Source organism: Nonomuraea sp. NPDC048881 (genome assembly GCF_040649795.1).
Lineage (GTDB): Bacteria > Actinomycetota > Actinomycetes > Streptosporangiales > Streptosporangiaceae > Nonomuraea.
Window position 1 is genome coordinate 479,369 of record NZ_JBEZGC010000001.1, and the last position, 17,304, is coordinate 496,672.

Consider the following 17,304-nt stretch of genomic DNA (forward strand, 5'->3'; position numbering starts at 1 on the left):
TATGACGGCTATCTAGATATAAATCTGGATATAGTGGCTGGTCATGGACTTGGTCCGGCATCTCCGCTACTTCGTCGTCGTGGCGGAGGAACTGCACTTCGGGAACGCCGCGATCCGCCTCGGCATGGCGCAGCCGCCGCTCAGCCAGCGCATCAAACGTCTGGAGGAGGAGCTCGGCGTGCAGCTTTTCGACCGCTCCGCCCGGCAGGTACGCCTGACCGAGGCCGGACGGCTGCTGCTCGGCGAGTCCCGCGAGATCGTCTCCAGGGTCGAGCGGCTGCGCGAGCTGGCCCGCCGCGGCGACGGCGGCGTGCTCAAGATCGGCGTGCCGCCTGACCTGGCCGCCTCCGTGATCGCCGCCCTGGTCGCGGGCTTCCGCGCGGTCAACCCGGACGTACGGCTCGTCCCCGTCGAGACCTGGACGGCCGACCAGGTGTCCGCCCTGGCCGGAGGCGCGATCGACGTCGGGCTCGTCCGCCATCCGGTCGCCGCCCCCGGCCTGGACTTCGGCCAGGTGCTCGTGCAGCCCCTGGGCGTGCTGCTGGCCGGGGACGACCCGCTGGCCGGGGCCGGCGAGGTGCACCTGACCGATCTGGCCGGGCGCGAGCTGCTGATGCCGCCCAAGGAGGGCGAGCCGGGCTGGCACGCCGAGACGCTGGCCGAGTGCCGCCGCCACGGGTACGTGCCCGGCCAGGTGCACCAGGGCGCCGGGCTCGGCCTGGTGCTCGCCGGCCAGGCGGTGGCGTTCGGGCCCAGGGCGGACGTCCCTGGGCTGGCCTGGCGGCCGCTGCTAGGCTCGCCGATCGCGTGCCGGGTCTCCACGGCCTGGCGCGCGGCGACGGGCCCGAAGCAGGACTGGGTCGCCGAGTTCTCGGACGTCGCCGTACGCACGTTGAAGGAGAACGCCGGGATGACCGACGAGGGCGCCGCGCCCGCGCGGCGGATCAGCCGGAGGCCGGGGATGCTGGCATGAGCGATCCCGACTACGCGTCGCTGTTCCGGATGGCCGGGGTGACGGGCTGGCTGCACGCCTGCGACATCGACTCCGGACGGCAGTCCGGCCACGGCGCCGACGAGCCGATGCCCCTGGCGTCGGTGTACAAGCTGCCGCTGCTGGTCGAGTTCTGCCGGCAGGCCGACGCCGGGCGGCTGGACGCGACGGCCCCGACGACCGTGACGTCCGGCCAGCGGGTCTCGGGCCCCACGGGCCTGTCGGCCATGCTCGACGACGTGACGATGTCGCTGCGCGACCTGGCGTACCTGATGATGGCGGTGAGCGACAACACCTCCGCCGACGTGCTGCTCGACCGGGTGGGCATGGACAACGTCAACGCCATGCTGGACGCCTTCGGCCTCGACGGCACCCGGATGCTGCAGAGCGGCCGAGACCTGTACGAGACCATGGAGCTGGACACCGGCCATGGGTGGCCGTACCTGGATCCCGACGACATCTCCCGCATGCGGGCGCTCGACCCCGCGCACACCAACCGCGGCACCCCGCGCGAGATGACCCGCCTGCTGTCCATGATCTGGCGGGACGAGGCCGCCTCGCCGCAGTCGTGCTCCTGGATGCGCGGCGTGCTCAACATGCAGGTATGGCCACACCGGCTGGCCTCGGGCTTCCCGTACGACGACGTCGAGGTCGGCGGCAAGACCGGGTCGCTGCCGACGCTGCGCACCGAGGTCGGCGTGGTCGAGTACCCCGACGGCGGCCGGTACGCGGTGGCGGTGTTCACCCGCTCGTTCAGCACGGCGGTCATCCAGCCGCGCGCGGACGCGGTGATCGGCACCGCCGCCCGTATGGCGGTGGACCACCTACGGAGGTAGCAAGTTATGGGGGAGGTCAGGTATGACTTTCCACCTGACGGGCGACAGGATGGGGCACATGGTTGCTGAAGGTGCGCTTCTCTGGGAACCGACCGGCGAGGTCGTGTCCGCCGCCAAGCTGACCCGCTACCTGGAGTGGCTGGGGCGGTCCGGCGCGAGCTACGAGGAGGTGTGGCAGTGGTCCGTCGACCGTCCTGAGGAGTTCTGGACGTCGATCTGGGACTACTTCGACGTCGTCGGGGAGCGCGGCGACGGGCCGGTGTTGTCGGGGGAGATGCCGGGCGCGACCTGGTTCGCGGGCGCCGAGGTCAACTACGCCGAGAACGCGTTGCGGCGCACCGAGGGCACCGCCCTGGTCTTCGTCTCCGAGGACGGCGCCCGCCAGGAGCTGACCCACGCCGAGCTGCGCGACGAGGTGGCCCGCGTCCGCACCGGCCTGGCCAGGCTCGGCGTCACCAGGGGCGACCGCGTGGCCGGCTACCTGCCGAACATCCCGCAGGCCCTGATCGCCTTCCTCGCCACGGCCTCGCTCGGCGCCGTCTGGTCGGCCGGCTCGCCCGACTTCGGGGTGCCGAGCATCGTCGACCGGTTCCGGCAGATCGAGCCCAAGGTGCTCATCGCGGTCGACGGCTACCACTACAACGGCAAGAGCTACGACCGTTCCGACGCCGTGAACGAGATCGCCGCCGAGCTGCCCACGCTGCGCGCCACGGTCTGGATCCCCTACCTGTCGGCGGCCGGCGAGGGCCGTGCCCCCCAGGAGGCCGAGCCGGCCGCCGCGCACGCCCGTTCGATGCCGCACGGCGAGGTCATCGGCTGGGAAGGGCTGCGGGCCGAGGCGGGGCCGCTGGAGTTCGAGCGGGTGCCGTTCGGCCATCCGCTGTGGATCCTCTACTCCAGCGGCACGACCGGGCTGCCCAAGCCGATCGTGCACGGGCACGGCGGCGTGCTGCTGGAACACCTCAAGTCGCTCGCCTTCCACCAGGACCTGGGCGAGGGCGATGTGTTCTTCTGGTACACCACCACGGGCTGGATGATGTGGAACTACCTCGTCGGCGCCCTGCTGGTGGGGGCCACGCCGGTGCTCTACGACGGCTCGGCCACGCATCCCTCGCCCGCCGCGCTCTGGCGGATCGCCGCCTCGGAGAAGGTGACGTACTTCGGGGTGGGGGCGCCGTACATCATGGCCTCGCTGAAGGCCGGGCTGCGTCCGGACGGGCTGGAGCGGCTGCGCGGCATCGGCTCGACCGGCTCGCCGCTGCCGCCCGAGGGCTTCGCCTGGGTCGCCGCCGAGCTGCCCGGCACGCCGATCGGGTCGTTCTCCGGCGGCACCGACGTGTGCACGGGGTTCGTCGGGGCCACGATGCTCCATCCGATCAGGGCGGGGATCATCCCGTGCCGGTCGCTGGGGGCCAAGGTGGAGTCGTACGACCCCAAGGGCGAGCCGGTGGTGGGCGAGGTGGGCGAGCTGGTGCTGACCAAGCCGATGCCCTCGATGCCGGTGATGTTCTGGAACGACCCCGACGGGCGGCGCTACTTCGACAGCTACTTCGACGTCTACCCGGGCGTGTGGCGGCACGGCGACTGGATCAAGATCAACGAGGACGGCAGCTGCGTCATCTACGGCCGCTCCGACTCGACGCTCAACCGCGGCGGCGTGCGCATGGGCACCAGCGAGTTCTACCGGGTCGTGGAGCGGTTCGACGAGATCGCCGACAGCCTCGTGATCGACACCGGGCAGCTCGGCCAGGAGGGCAGCCTGCTGCTCTACGTCACCCTCGCCGAGGGCGCCGAGTTCGGCGAGCCGCTCGAACGCGCCCTGTGCGCGGCCCTGCGCCAGGAGCTGTCGCCCCGGCACGTGCCGAACGAGATCCGCGTCGTGCCCGGCATCCCCCGGACGTTGTCCGGCAAGAAGCTGGAGGTGCCGGTGCGCAAGATCCTGCTCGGCACGCCCGTCGAGGAGGCGGCCAACCCCGACGCCATGGCCAACCCGGAGGTGCTGCGGCACTTCAGGCCGTGACGGGGAGGGCTCAGGGCTCCAGGCCGAACAGGGGCAGGCAGGCGTCGAGGTTGCGGATCTCGACGTCGGGGGACGGCGACCAGTCCTCGCGGGCCATGCGGAAGCGCCGGGTGACGACCGGCTCGCCCTGGCGCGCGTGGACGGTGACGCCGTCCTCGCGGTAGCCGAGCTTCCTGGTCACCGCCAGCGAGGCGTGGTTGTCCTCGAAGGCCTCCGTCGTGGCGTGCCGCGCGCCGAGGCCGGCGAAGGCGAGGTGCAGGACGGCCCTGCGCATCTCCGTGCCGATGCCGCGGCCCTGGAACCGCCGGCCCAGCCAGGAGCCCGTCCTGACCTCGCGGGCGACGGGAAAGCTGGTCGCCATGACGCCCTGGGTGCCGACGACCTGGCCCTCGTGCACCACGACCAGCTCCAGCGACCAGTCGTCGGCGGCGAACCCGGCCCAGCTGCGGAAGTGGTACTGCACCGTACGGCGGGCCCGCTCGGCCGGGGGCGCATCGGTCCACGGGAAGAAGAACGGCATGAACCCGGCCTCGTGGACGCCCTCGGCCGCCCGGTCGGCCAGTTCGTCGAGGTCGTCGAGGGTGGGGTGCCGCAGTTCCAGCCGCGGCGTGGTGATGGAGAGCTCAAAGAGCGGCCAGTTACGCATATTCCGGCATACTTCCAGGCGTACCTCCGCGTGCGCGACTCATTTTTTGCCCGGCCCCGAACTTTGCCGGAAAGGATTTGCCGAACGGTGTGCGTTCCGGGTCTCGCCTTGGCTAAGGTTGGGGCTGTTCGGAGGGGTGAACAGAGGCCGGGCGGGTGAACGCGCAGCTCGCTCCCCGGCCTCTGGAGAAAAGGCGGATGCGTCCATGGCGCATCCGCCTTTGCTTTGTTCCGCTGATTTCGCGCGTGTCTCGCCTCGGTCCACGCTTGCTAAAGGTTTGACCGTGCCGTCGCATAAAAGCGATATGCCGGTTTTTAGTGGGATTTGCCAGTGTCGTGAATTGTCGGCGATCTGGGTAGGCGTTGACCTATGATCACAAAGGTTCGGAGAGCGGTTGTTTTCGCCGCTCTCGGGTGTGGTGGGCTTCCCTTCCTGGCCGGTACGCCCGCCGTGGCGGACACGCCGGATAAAGCGGACAGGGCGGACGCGGCGGACACGGTTGACATAGAAGACAGGGCGTACCGGCCAGACAGGGTGGACCGGGCAGAAACGGTGGACCGGGTAGAAGGGGTGCACCGGGTAGAAAGGGTGGACCGAGCGGACAAGGCGGATAAGGCGGACAAGGCGGTGCCCGGCGGGGGGATCGTGCTGCGGCCGGGCGACCGTGGCGAGACCGTCAGGCGCCTCCAGGAGCGGCTGCACCGGAACGGCTACTACTACGGCAGGCTCAACGGCGTCTACGACGAGCAGACCAAGTTCGGCGTGTGGGCCTTCCAGAAGCACCGGCACCTGCGTCCCCAGGGTGCGGTCGGGCCGGAGGTGTGGCGGGCCTTCGACCGTCCGGTGCGGATGAAGCCGCTGGTCCCGCGCGGCGAGGCGGACCGGGTCGAGATCAACCTGCGCTACCAGCTGCTCATCGTCTACCGCCACCGCCGCCCGGCGCTCATCTCGCACGTCTCGACGGGCGCGCGGGTGAACTACTGCGAGAACGGCCACTGCGGCAACGCGATCACCCCGACCGGCGACTTCCACGTCACCAGCCGCGCGCCGGGCTGGACCGAAGGCCCGCTGGGCACGATGTACGACTCGCTCTACTTCGTCGGGGGCATCGCGATGCACGGCTCGTCGAAGGTGCCGCTGCGGCCCGCCTCGCACGGCTGCGTCCGCCTGCCGCTGCCCACCTCGAAGCGGCTGTTCGACATGGTGAAGATCGGCGAGCCGGTCTATGTGCGGGAGAAGTAGGTCAGACGCCCTGCGGCAGGCGGAACAGCCGGTCGGGGTCGTAGGTGGCCTTCACCTCGGCCAGGCGGGCGGCGTTGGGGCCGTAGTAGGCGCCGCGCCAGCCGGTCAGGTCGGGGTCGACGTAGTTCACGTAGGCGTGCTCGCCGAAGTGCGGGGTCAGCTCGCCGTGCAGCCGGCGCAGCCAGGTCCGGTCCGTGCCCTTCGCGTAGTACTGCACGCTGTAGAGCGCGGCCCGGTGCGGGAAAGCCGTGGCCGCCGGCTTGACCCGGCCCACCGCGCCGCCGAGCGCGTCCAGCAGCACGGCGTGCCGTCCGCCGCGCGCCACCCCGTCCACCAGGCGGCGCACGCCGTCGGCGGGGAGCTCGGCGTAGGCCAGGTGCGACTTGGCGGCGAACGCCTCCCGCCGCGGCCGCCGGCACTGCGCCACGGGCCGTGACGCGCATCCCGCCATGATCATCATGGCCTCCCGGTACGACGTCGTCCGCACCGACCTCGACGACGGCGCGCCGACCCGGGCGACCAACGGGGCGAGCAGGCGGTCCAGTGACGCCTTCGGGCCCTCGTACGTGCCGACGAGGAGCACGTCCAGATCGCGTTCCTCGCGCGCCAGGTGCAGCGAGGACCACAGCTCGTCCGGCGCGGACGGGGCCCACGACTGCCAGGCGCGCACCGCGGCCCCGGCCCTGGACCACGGCCAGTGCAGGAAGAACACGGTCAGGTCGCGGGTGGCGTGGGTGCGGAAGGTGAAGGAGACCGCGACGCCGACGTTGCCGCCGCCACCGCCGCGGCAGGCCCAGTAGAGGCCGGAGTGGTGGGTGGCGTCCGCGGTCAGCAGGCGGCCGTCGGCCGTGACCACGCGGACGGACTCCAGGGTGTCGCAGGTCAGGCCGTATTTCCTGGACACCACCCCGATGCCGCCGCCCAGCGCCAGCCCGGCGATCCCGACCGTGGGGCACGAGCCCGCGGGGATGCTCACGCCGTGCCGGGCCAGCCCGTCGTAGACGTCGACCAGCTTGGCGCCCGCCCCGATCGTGGCCCGTCCGGCGGCGTAGGCGACCGTGTTCATCCGGGACACGTCGATGACCAGGCCGGTCCCGGTGGACCAGCCCGCGTAGGAGTGGCCGCCGGAGCGGGGGGTGACCGCGACGCCGCTCGCGCGCGCGAAGGCCAGGCACGCCGAGACGTCCGCCGGGCTCGCGCAGTAGGCCACCCCGCCGGGCCTGATCCGGTCGTAGGCCGGGTTGACCAGACGGCGGGCGGCGTCGTACCCGGAGTCGCCGGGCAGCACCAGCGTGCCGGCGAGCCGCCCGCGCAGCCGCGCCCAGTCCGGCGGCGGCGCCGACCGCCCGGCGCCGAGCGCGCCGATCAGCTCAGCGCCGCGCGTGCCGGTGCCGTACGGTCCGGCGCCGGACGGCCGGGCGCCCGTGGCCGGTGCGGCGGGCGTCCTCGCGTCGGCGGCCAGTGCCAGCGGCGCGAGCGCGGTGAGGTGGAGAAAGTCGCGGCGGTCCATGGGCGTCCCCCGTCGGTCGTGTCGAACCGATCGATGAGACGCCTGGCCCTCCGGACAAGTTCGTCACAACTACATCACTACCGATATCACCCCGCTGTCCCGCCAAATCCGAAGATGTTGGTACTGGCCCCCACCCGCGTCAGCCCGGGAGCCTTCCGCAGCACGCCGTCCTTGACCAGCCGCAGCGGCGACGTGGGCGGCTTCGGCGCCTCCCCGCTCGTCTGGACGATCCGCAGGGCCAGCGCCGGGCACATCTCGACCGCCCGCCGCGCGTCCTTGACCATCCACCCCGGCACGTTCCGGAACGACGGGAACCCGTAGTCGTCCAGGTCCACGAACTCCGGCAGCAGGTGCGCGCACAGGCCGTGCCCCTGGCAGCGGGTCCAGTCCACCTCCAGCCGGTACTCGGGCTCCACCTCCGGCTCGGGCATCGGCAGCACGCCGCGCACAGGCCGGCCGCACGAGCCGTGCTCCAGGTGCAGCGCGATCTCGCTCTCGAACGCGTCCAGCGCCGACAGCACGAACTTGGCCGTGCCGTCGGGATGGAAGCACGCGCCGCGCCGCTCGACGGCCCGCACGCACCGGCGCACGGCGTCCACGGAGCCGGTGCCCTCGGCGATCGCGCACAGGGCACGCGCCACGTCGGGCAGCCCCAGACGGCAGGGCCCGCACTGCCCGGCCGACTCGGCGGCCAGGTACGAGGCCACCCTGGCCGCCTCGCCCAGCGGGCAGGTGCCGTCGCCGAGCGGCACGATGATCCCCGCGCCCAGCGTGGCGCCGGCCAGCTTCATGCCCTCCCGCGAGATCACCGCCGACCCGGCCACCTCGGCCGACAGCCACGCGCCGTGGTAGCCGCCGACCAGCACGCCGTCCCCGGCCTCGGCCTCGCACAACGCGAGCACGTCGGCCAGCAGGACGCCGGTCGGCGCCTCGATCACCGCGCCGTTGGCCGCGCCGCCGCTCACCGTGAGCAGGATCGTGCCGGGCTCCTTGCTGGTGCCCACCTCGGCGTACTTCTGGGGGCCGTACTCGGCCAGCAGCGCGAACTGGGCGTAGGTCTCGGTGTTGGACAGCAGGGTCGGCAGCCCGTCCACGCCGCTCGTCGCGGCCCGCCGCTTCCTTCCCGGCGGGATGGCCTCCTCGCCGTTCACGCCGCGGACGAGCGCACCGCCCTCCCCGCTGATGAACCTCTCCGCCAGCCCGACCACCCGGATCGGGATGCGGCTCTCCGAACCGCCCGACACGTTCGCGGCCCGGCGTTCGGCCACGGCCGCCGCCACGGACGACTCGGCCACCTCGCCCTCGACCGTGGCCACGACCACCTCGCGGGCGCCCAGCGCCTCCGCCGCCAGGATGGCGCCGTCCAGCACGAGGTGGGGGTTACGGGTGAGCAGCATGGCGTCCTTGGAGCTGGCCGGCTCGCCCTCGGCGCCGTTGACCAGCACCACGCTCTCGCCCGTGCCCGCCGCGTCGGCCACGGCCCGCAGCTTGCGGGCGAACGGGAAGGCGGCGCCGCCCCGTCCGCGCATGTCGACCTCGTTCACCATGGAGATGAGCTCGGCCAGTTCGCGCGGCCGCGGCTCGCCGTGCAGCGTCCGGTGCGCGGGCAGGTCGAGCCGCCGGCAGTGGTCGAGCCCGGCGGTCAGCCGCGCCGGGCCCATCCGCAGCACGCGCGGCACCCGGTGCGGGATCACGACCGGCTCCCCGGGGTCGCGCGGCGCGGGCTCATCCGGCCTCCCGGTACCTGCGCCGTGCGTCGGCCAGGCTCACCGGCGCGTCGGCCACTGCCGTGGCAGCCGCTGTGGCCGCGGCCGTCGCCCGCGGCCGCTCGACGGGCACGTCCGCCGCCACCCCGGCCGTCACGGCGGGCGCCTCGACCCTCTCCGGTACGACGGGCGGCCTGCGCAGCGTGGCCAGCACCCGCACGATCAGCGCGGACCCGACCGCGGCCAGGCACGCCACGTACGACCAGGCCACCCAGCCGGCCGGTGACCGGCCGGCCGTCAGCCCGTGCATGATCGCGATGGGCCAGGCCAGGTAGGCGGCCGAGTGCAGCAGCCGCCACAACCACGGCGTGCCCCGCACGGCGAAGCGGCCCCTGAGCATCCCCGTGGCCACCGCCACGACCATCAGGTCGAAGGCGAGCGCGCCGAACCCCACGTAGATCCCGGCGACCGGCACGATCGCCGCGCCCGGCGGCGCGTGTCCCAGGCTGATCATGAGGACGATGTGCGTGACCAGGTAGGCGAGCCCGATGAGGGCGGTGGCGCGGTGCGCGAGCTGGGCCCTGACCCGGTTGGGCGGGGACAGGAACACGCGTTCGGTGGTGACCAGGCCCAGCGCGACCGTCGCGGTCAGCAGCACCAGGGCGAACACGCCCGCGTAGAACTCTAGGAAACTCACTCCTCGGCCGAGCAGCGCGACGCCGCGTTCTGTCCTGGCCAGCGCGAACACCGACAACAGGACGGCCGTCAACGAGGCGCTCGCCCCCAGCCGGACGTTCCTTGTGTCCAGCTTGGTGGGGGCGTGCCGGGGGTGTCGTCTGTGGAGCATCTATTTCCCTCCAAGGTCGGGTGAGGGTACGACTCGGAAGGCTGATGGGGACGTGTCAGCAGCGGCGACCCCGGTTGATGCACGAGACGACGAACTGCATCAGCCGTTCGGGCATGACGTTGGCGAAGTCCGCGTGGTCGGTGACCGGGTTGTGCTTCTGTTCAGGGAACGCGTCCACGGCGAACGACGGACCCTGTGGAACCGTGTAGGCGAGGAGCATGCGCAGTTGCGGAATCGCCCTGGTGCCTTGCGGACAAGCGCCGTTCTGCCCGGGGAAGACCACGTGCGTGCGGTGATTGGCGCTGTCGGTGTTCTGACCGTCCCAGCAGCTGGGGAAATCCAGAATACGAAGAACCTGACTTCCGCGCGGGCAAAGCGGATATTTATCGGGACTTATGCGATTTGTGAATCCTGTGCAGCTCCAGCGGGCGCGGGCGTTCGCGGCGCCGTTCGTCCCCGCCTTGGCGTCGCCGGTGATCAGGCGCAGGAACCTCGGCATCGCGACGACCCTGGAGGTCGCGTTGCCCCGGAACTGCAGGCTCACCGTGCCGGCGCGGATCACCCGGCCCACGTTGCCGTCGGGGTCCTGGACGTTCGCGTCCACTTTGCGGTCGCGCAGAACTGGCCAGAAGTAAGTGGATTTATCCCCTAGGCGGCAGGTGGTTCCGGCGGCGGCCAAACTCTCGTCGGTGGAGAAGCCGTCCGTGGACAGGTTGCCGACGTAGTCGTGCAGATGGTGGGCGCCGTTGCTCACGCCGGGGGCCACGATGAAATTGTCGGGGTTGTTGTGACCATTGCGGTTGGTGCCGCATTGAGCGACGAAAGTGCCGCGTGAGCCGTTCCTGCCTATACCCGCGTCGAGCCTCAGGGGCTGGACCTGACGGATGTCCACGAAGTCGGTGACGAACGGGCCGAGGTCCTTGCAGTCGTCGTCCTGGGAGGCCGTGGGAGAGGGGGAGGCGGTCCGGGTCGGCCGGCCACGCCGGTCCTGCGACTGGTCACCGGGGTCCTGCGGGTTCTGAGGGTTCCGGGGGTCCTGCGGGTTCTGGGGGTCTTGGGGGTTCTGAGGGTCCTGGGGTGCGGTCGTGGGGGTGCGGGGGGAGCGGTCGCGGCGGAACAGGGCGTCGCCGGAGTCCTCCGGCTCCGGCGACTGCGCCGGGTCGCGCAGCACGATCCCGCCGCCCTGCACCTGCTGATCCCCACCCTGCCCCTGCCCGTCCGGCGCCTGCTGATCGGGCGCCTGCTGATCCGGGACCTGCTGGTCCGGCACTTGCTGGTCCGGGGCCTGCTGGTCGGGTGCCTGCTCGTCAGGCGCCTGCTGGTCCGGGGCCTGTTGGTCCGGGGCGCGGTCGCGCTGGCGGCGGGAGTCGTCCTGGCTCGCCTGGGCCGGGTCGCAGTGGTCGGCCCGCGCCGGGGCCACGCCGATGACGGCGGCGGACACCAGGCCGCCCGCCGCCACGGCAAGAGCGGTCATGGCCGCGGCCATGCGCCCGGTTCTCATGGTTGTCAGCCGTTGCATGGTGGGAGGTACGCGGGCTTACACCATCAGGTTCACCCATGACCGGAGATAGTTAGAAATAACTGGAGTTATCGGAGTGGCTGCCGGACCGATAACGAAGGTGTAAAGATGTGCCCCGTGCTAGGTCACCTCGACGGCAGGTTCGAGAGTGCGGATGCCGAGGCGGAACATCGCATCGCGGTGCTCTACCAGGAGTTCGGCGGCCCTCTGCTGCGCCACGTACGCAAATCGACCGGAAACGATCTGCAATGGGCCGAGGACGTCGTACAGGAGACGCTGGTCAGGGCCTGGCGAAACTCGGCAAGACTGCAATGGGAACCGAGCCTTTTATGGGCGTGGCTGCTGACAGTGGCCCGCCGCATCGTCATCGACGGACGCCGACGGAAGAGCGCCCGGCCTCACGAGGTCGAGCCGCCCGAAGTCGACCAGATGTCGGTGCCGGACGGCTCCGAGCGCGCGCTGTCGGCGATCGTCGTCGCGGACGCGCTGCGCAGCCTGTCCGCCGAACACCGCGAAGTCATTGAGCAGACCTACCTCCGAGACCGTACGATAAGTGAAGCGGCGGAGATTCTGGGGATTCCGCCGGGCACGGTGAAGTCCCGGCTCTACTACGGCATCCGGGCTCTCCGCGAACAGCTGCGTGACAAGGGGGTAGCCGGCTGATGCACGACGGGGTGGCCGCCTACGTCCTCGGCGTCCTCGACGAGGAGGAGCACGAGGCGTTCGAACGCCACCTCGACGCGTGCGAGCGGTGCCAGGCCGAGCTCATGGAGCTGGCCGAGCTTCCCGACCGGCTCGACGATCTCAAGACCGCCCCCTCGGCCTCCGGCGACGATCCCCCCATGTCGATGTCACGTTGACGTCTATGCCCTTTTCGGGTGATATCGGTACGGCGAGGCACACGCCCGGAATCAGGGCCGGGCGTTCAGGGGGAGGTGTTCGGTGGGCATCGACGGTGATGCGCCCGTTCCCCCCGCGCCGGCGGTCCGGCGAGGAAGGCGGCCGGCTGTCGCCCATCTCCCCGGACGTACCCGTCTGCACTACTTCCCCTCGCTATGGGAACTAAGAGCCTGGCTATGAACAGCCATGGCAAACCCTCACAAAGGAGTGAGAGCGAAATGCCGCTCGACGAGGCCAAGGATGAGCTGCTGCAAAGAGCCGCGGAGAGTTGCGCGGTCGGCAGCGAGCACATGAGCGCGGAGGAGGCCCTCTCCTTCCTGCGGTTCTACTACCGCCATGTCGCACCCGAGGACCTGCTCGACCGCAACCCCGTCGACGTGTACGGCCCGGCGATGTCCCAGCGCCAGCTCGCCGAGGTGCGCCCCCAGGGCCGGGCCGTGGTCCGCGCCTACACCCCCACGCTGGAGGAGAACGGCTGGGACCCGGGGCACTCGGTCGTCGAGGTGGTCACCGACGACATGCCGTTCCTGGTCGACTCGGTCACCATGGAGCTCGACCGGCAGGACATCGGCATCCACCTCGTGGTCCACCCCCAGATGCGGGTGCGCCGCGACATGACGGGCCGGATGCTCGTCCGCGGCCAGGAGGACGTCACCGGCCAGATGCTGGTCGAGTCGTGGATCCACATCGAGATCGACCGTCAGGCCGACCCCGGGGTCCTCAGGCGCGTCGAGGCCGACCTGCAGCGGGTTCTCGCCGACGTGCGGTACGCGGTCGAGGACTTCAGGAAGATGCGGGCCCTGGCCGTCCAGACGGCGGAAGACCTGAGCATGAACCCGCCGCCGCTGGAGCCCGCCGAGGTCGAGGACAGCCTCGACCTGCTGCGCTGGCTCGCCGACGGGCACTTCACGTTCCTCGGCTACCGCGAGTACCGGCTGGAGCACACCGACCAGGGCGAGGTACTGAAGGCCCTGCCCGGGGCCGCGCTCGGCATCCTGCGCGACGACAAGGTGGGCTCCGACAGCTTCTCCGCGCTGCCCGCGGAGGTGCGCGCCAAGGCCCGCGAGAAGCAGCTCGTGATCATCACCAAGGCCAACAGCCGGGCCACCGTCTACCGCGCGACCTACCTCGACTACATCGGGGTCAAGCTGTTCTCGCCCGAGGGCGAGGTGATCGGGGAGCGCCGCTTCCTCGGCCTGTTCACGCACGTGGCCTACAACGAGTCGATCTCCAGGATCCCCGTGCTGCGGCGCAAGCTGGCCGAGGTGCTCAACGCCGCCGGCCACGCGCCCGACAGCCACGACGGCAAGGACCTGATCGAGATCCTGGAGACGTTCCCGCGCGACGAGCTGTTCCAGACCTCGGTCGCCCAGCTCCTCCCGATCGCGCTCGGCGTGCTGCGGCTGCGCGAGCGCAAGCAGGTCAAGCTGTTCCTGCGGCGCGACGACTACGGCCGTTACATCTCCTGCCTGATCTACCTGCCCCGCGACCGCTACACCACCAAGGTGCGGCTGAAGATGCAGGAGGTGCTGCTCAAGGCGCTCGGCGGCAGGTCGCTCGACTACAGCGCGATGATCGGCGAGTCCGTGCTGGCCCGGCTGCACGTGGTCGTGCGCGGCGAGCGCGGCAAGCAGCTCCCCGCGCCCTCCGTCGACGTGGAGGAGCTGGAGGCGCGCCTGGCCGCGCTCACCCGCTCCTGGGAGGACGACCTGGCCACCGCCCTCGACGAGATGACCTCCGAGGAGGAGGCTCCCGCGCTGGCCAGGAGGTACGTCTCCGCCTTCCCCGAGGGGTACAAGGCCGACTTCCCGCCCAAGGTCGCCGTGGTCGACCTGCGCCGCCTGGAGCAGCTCGTCGCCGACGGCGAGGAGGTGGCGATCAACCTCTACGAGCCGTACGACGCCACCGAGGGCGAGCGGCGGCTGAAGATCTACAAGGTGGGCTCGCCGATCTCCCTGTCGGAGGCGCTGCCCCTGATCCAGCGGCTCGGCGTCGAGGTCGTGGACGAGCGGCCGTACGAGATCGACCGGGACGGCGACGCGAGCACCAAGAACGCCTGGATCTACGACTTCGGCCTGCGCTACACCCCCTCCGTCGAGGTGGACAGGAACGACTTCAAGCGGCTCTTCCAGGACGGCCTGAGCGCCCTGTGGCAGGGCCGCGTCCAGGCCGACAACTTCAACGCCCTCATCCTGCGGGCGGGCCTGACCTGGGAACAGGTCGAGATCCTGCGGGTCTACGCCAAGTACCTGCGGCAGGCCGGCAGCACGTTCTCGCAGCTCTACATGGAACGCGTGCTGCTGGGCAACGTGCGGCTGGCCCGGCTGCTGGTCCGCCTGTTCGAGGCCAAGCTCGACCCGAGGCGCGGCGACGACGTGCGGGTCGACCTCGTGGAGGCGCTCAACGAGGAGATCCTGGGCGCCCTCGACGAGGTGGCCTCCCTCGACGAGGACCGCATCCTGCGGGCCTACCTGGAGATGATCCAGGCGACCCTGCGCACCAACTACTTCCAGACGGTCGACGGGCAGCGCAAGCCGTACATCTCGCTGAAGGTCGACCCGCAGGCGATCAGCGTGCTGCCGTTGCCGCGGCCGAAGTACGAGATCTTCGTGTACTCGCCCCGCGTCGAGGGCGTGCACCTGCGCTTCGGCAAGGTCGCCCGCGGCGGCCTGCGCTGGTCCGACCGCATGGAGGACTTCAGGACGGAGATCCTCGGCCTGGTCAAGGCGCAGATGGTGAAGAACACCGTCATCGTGCCCACCGGGTCCAAGGGCGGGTTCGTGGTGAAGCAGCCGCCCGCGTCCGGCAACCGCGAGGACGTGCTGGCCGAGGGCGTGGCCTGCTACCGGATGTTCATCTCCGGCCTGCTCGACATCACCGACAACCTGGTCGACGGCAAGGTCGTGCCGCCGGCCGACGTGGTCAGGCACGACGGCGACGACACCTACCTCGTCGTCGCCGCCGACAAGGGCACCGCCACCTTCTCCGACATCGCCAACAGCGTGGCCAAGGAGTACGGCTTCTGGCTCGGCGACGCCTTCGCCTCCGGCGGCTCGGTCGGCTACGACCACAAGGCCATGGGCATCACCGCCCGCGGCGCCTGGGAGTCGGTCAAGTACCACTTCCGCACCATGGGCGTGGACGTGCAGACCACCGACTTCACCGTGGCCGGCATCGGCGACATGTCCGGCGACGTGTTCGGCAACGGCATGCTGCTCTCCCAGCACATCCGGCTGGTGGCCGCCTTCGACCACCGGCACGTCTTCATCGACCCGGCGCCCGACGCGGCCCGCTCGTTCGCCGAACGGCAGCGCCTGTTCGACCTGCCGCGCAGCTCCTGGGACGACTACGACCCGTCGCTGATCTCCGCGGGCGGCGGCGTGTTCCCGCGTACGGCCAAGTCGATCCAGATCACCCCGCAGATGCGCGAGGCGCTGGGCATCGAGGCGGGCGTCAGCTCGCTGGCACCCAACGACCTGATCAGCGCCATCCTGCGGGCCCCCGTCGACCTGCTGTGGAACGGCGGCATCGGCACCTACGTCAAGGCCGGCTCGGAGTCCCACGCCGACGTCGGCGACAAGGCCAACGACATGCTCCGGGTGGACGCCGGCGACCTGCGCTGCAAGGTCATCGGCGAGGGCGGCAATCTGGGCTTCACCCAGCTCGCCCGCATCGAGTTCGCCCTGAACGGCGGCCTGGTCAACACCGACTTCATCGACAACTCGGCCGGCGTGGACACCTCCGACCACGAGGTGAACATCAAGATCCTGCTCGACCAGGTCGTCCGCGACGGCGAGCTGACCGACAAGCAGCGCAACCAGGTCTTCACGTCGATGACCGACGAGGTCGCCGACCTGGTGCTGCGCGACAACCACGCCCAGAACGTGGTGCTCGACGCGACCCGCGCCCAGGCGGTCGACATGCTCCACATCCACGCCCGCTACCTGCGCAAGCTCGAACGCGACGGGCTGGTCAACCGCGAGCTGGAGTTCCTGCCCTCGGACAAGACGCTGGCCGAGCGGCGGCAGGCCAGGCTCGGGCTGACCGCGCCGGAGTTCTCGGTCCTGCTGGCCTACACCAAGCTGGTGGCCGACGCCGAGGTGCTGGGCTCCGAGCTGCCCGACGACCCGTACCTGGCCTCCTGGCTGGTGTCGTACTTCCCGTCGGACCTGCGCGAGCGGTTCCGTACGTACATGGACGCCCATCCGCTGCGGCGCGAGATCATCACGACCTGCGTGGTGAACGAGCTGGTCAACGCCATGGGCACCACGTTCATGTTCCGCTTCGCGGAGGAGACCGGCGCCTCCACGTCCGACATCGTGCGGGCGTACCTGGTGGCGCGGGAGGTCTTCGACCTGCCGAGCTTCTACCGGGCCGTGGAGGCGCTGGACAACGAGGTCGACACCGCCACGCAGATCGCCATGCTGCTGGAGGGCCGCAAGCTGGTCGAGCGCGGCACCCGCTGGCTGCTGGTCAACCGGCGTCCGCCGCTCGACCTGGCCGGGTCGGTCGGCTTCTTCCTCAAGGGCGTCAACGGGCTGTCCGCGCACATCCCCAAGCTGCTCACCGGGCCCGACCTGGCCGCGTACGAGGAGCGCCGCGACTCCTTCGTGGCCCGCGGGGTGCCGCAGGAGCTGGCCGAGCGGGTGGCCGCGATGGTGCCCGCGTACTCGACGCTGGACCTGGTCGAGGTGGCGTCCCTGACGGGCCGTCCGGTGAACGAGGTGGCGGAGGTCTACTTCGACCTGGCCGACCGCCTGCAGCTGGCCCGCCTGCGCGAACGCGTCATCGCCCTGCCCAGAGACAACCGGTGGAACTCCATCGCCCGCTCGGCGCTGCGCGACGACCTGTACGCCGCGCACGCGTCGCTGACCCGTGACGTGCTGGCCCACAGCACGTCCGGGCTGCCGCCCGAGGAGCGGCTGGCCCGGTGGACCGACGGCAACGCGGCCGCCGTGGGACGCGCCCGCCAGACGCTGTCGGAGATCTGGGAGAGCGACCACTTCGACCTGGCGACGCTCTCGGTGGCCCTGCGCGCGATCCGCACGCTGGTGGCCGCCAGCAACCTGCCTCACACGGAGGCGTAG

Annotated in this window: 12 protein-coding genes; 7 read left to right on the forward strand and 5 right to left on the reverse strand. The window is 71.0% G+C overall.

Annotated elements, in window-relative coordinates; all coding sequences use genetic code 11:
- The first annotated feature begins 43 nt into the window (after nt 1-43).
- Genes AB0C33_RS02340 through AB0C33_RS02350 form a run of 3 tightly spaced genes read left to right on the forward strand, consistent with a single transcriptional unit; the run spans nt 44 to nt 3,847 of the window.
- A complete protein-coding gene (locus tag AB0C33_RS02340; RefSeq protein WP_358282788.1) occupies nt 44-973 on the forward strand; it encodes a LysR substrate-binding domain-containing protein in 930 nt (309 codons plus the stop codon).
- Nucleotides 970-1,827: a serine hydrolase gene (locus AB0C33_RS02345; RefSeq protein WP_358282790.1), complete on the forward strand. Its 858-nt coding sequence runs from the start codon at nt 970-972 to the stop codon at nt 1,825-1,827. Before AB0C33_RS02340 ends, AB0C33_RS02345 begins: the two co-directional genes overlap by 4 nt.
- A 58-nt stretch (nt 1,828-1,885) precedes the next feature.
- Entirely contained in the window at nt 1,886-3,847 is a 1,962-nt protein-coding gene (locus tag AB0C33_RS02350; protein WP_358282792.1) for an acetoacetate--CoA ligase, read from the forward strand.
- A 10-nt stretch (nt 3,848-3,857) separates the two neighbouring features.
- Here the strand turns inward: AB0C33_RS02350 and AB0C33_RS02355 are convergent, their stop codons facing one another.
- Nucleotides 3,858-4,493, reverse strand: a complete 636-nt coding sequence (locus AB0C33_RS02355; protein WP_358282794.1) for a GNAT family protein — start codon at nt 4,491-4,493, stop codon at nt 3,858-3,860.
- 588 nt (nt 4,494-5,081) lie between these two features.
- Between AB0C33_RS02355 and AB0C33_RS02360 the strand changes: the two genes are divergently transcribed.
- Complete coding sequence (locus AB0C33_RS02360) at nt 5,082-5,735, forward strand: L,D-transpeptidase family protein (protein ID WP_358282796.1); 654 nt, start codon at nt 5,082-5,084, stop codon at nt 5,733-5,735.
- Between the two features lies 1 nt (nt 5,736).
- Here AB0C33_RS02360 and AB0C33_RS02365 read toward each other — a convergent pair whose 3' ends face one another.
- From AB0C33_RS02365 to AB0C33_RS02380, 4 genes are all read right to left on the reverse strand, one after another.
- Complete coding sequence (locus AB0C33_RS02365) at nt 5,737-7,245, reverse strand: FAD-binding oxidoreductase (RefSeq protein WP_358282798.1); 1,509 nt, start codon at nt 7,243-7,245, stop codon at nt 5,737-5,739.
- An 86-nt stretch (nt 7,246-7,331) separates the two neighbouring features.
- Nucleotides 7,332-8,939 carry an NADH-ubiquinone oxidoreductase-F iron-sulfur binding region domain-containing protein gene (locus tag AB0C33_RS02370; RefSeq protein WP_358282800.1) on the reverse strand — a complete coding sequence of 536 codons (1,608 nt, stop codon included), beginning with the start codon at nt 8,937-8,939 and terminating at the stop codon, nt 7,332-7,334.
- A gap of 31 nt (nt 8,940-8,970) precedes the next feature.
- Complete coding sequence (locus tag AB0C33_RS02375; protein WP_358282802.1) at nt 8,971-9,798, reverse strand: hypothetical protein; 828 nt, start codon at nt 9,796-9,798, stop codon at nt 8,971-8,973.
- 55 nt (nt 9,799-9,853) lie between these two features.
- Nucleotides 9,854-11,284 carry a DUF1996 domain-containing protein gene (locus tag AB0C33_RS02380; protein WP_358282804.1) on the reverse strand — a complete coding sequence of 477 codons (1,431 nt, stop codon included), beginning with the start codon at nt 11,282-11,284 and terminating at the stop codon, nt 9,854-9,856.
- A gap of 141 nt (nt 11,285-11,425) precedes the next feature.
- Here AB0C33_RS02380 and AB0C33_RS02385 point away from each other — a divergent pair, with 141 nt between their 5' ends.
- From AB0C33_RS02385 to AB0C33_RS02395, 3 genes are all read left to right on the forward strand, one after another.
- Nucleotides 11,426-11,980 carry a sigma-70 family RNA polymerase sigma factor gene (locus tag AB0C33_RS02385; protein ID WP_352321706.1) on the forward strand — a complete coding sequence of 185 codons (555 nt, stop codon included), beginning with the start codon at nt 11,426-11,428 and terminating at the stop codon, nt 11,978-11,980.
- The gene (locus tag AB0C33_RS02390) at nt 11,980-12,177 is read left to right on the forward strand and encodes a zf-HC2 domain-containing protein (RefSeq protein WP_352349335.1); all 198 of its coding nucleotides are present in this window, start codon (nt 11,980-11,982) and stop codon (nt 12,175-12,177) included. Before AB0C33_RS02385 ends, AB0C33_RS02390 begins: the two co-directional genes overlap by 1 nt.
- A gap of 258 nt (nt 12,178-12,435) precedes the next feature.
- Nucleotides 12,436-17,304, forward strand: a complete 4,869-nt coding sequence (locus tag AB0C33_RS02395) for an NAD-glutamate dehydrogenase (protein WP_358282807.1) — start codon at nt 12,436-12,438, stop codon at nt 17,302-17,304.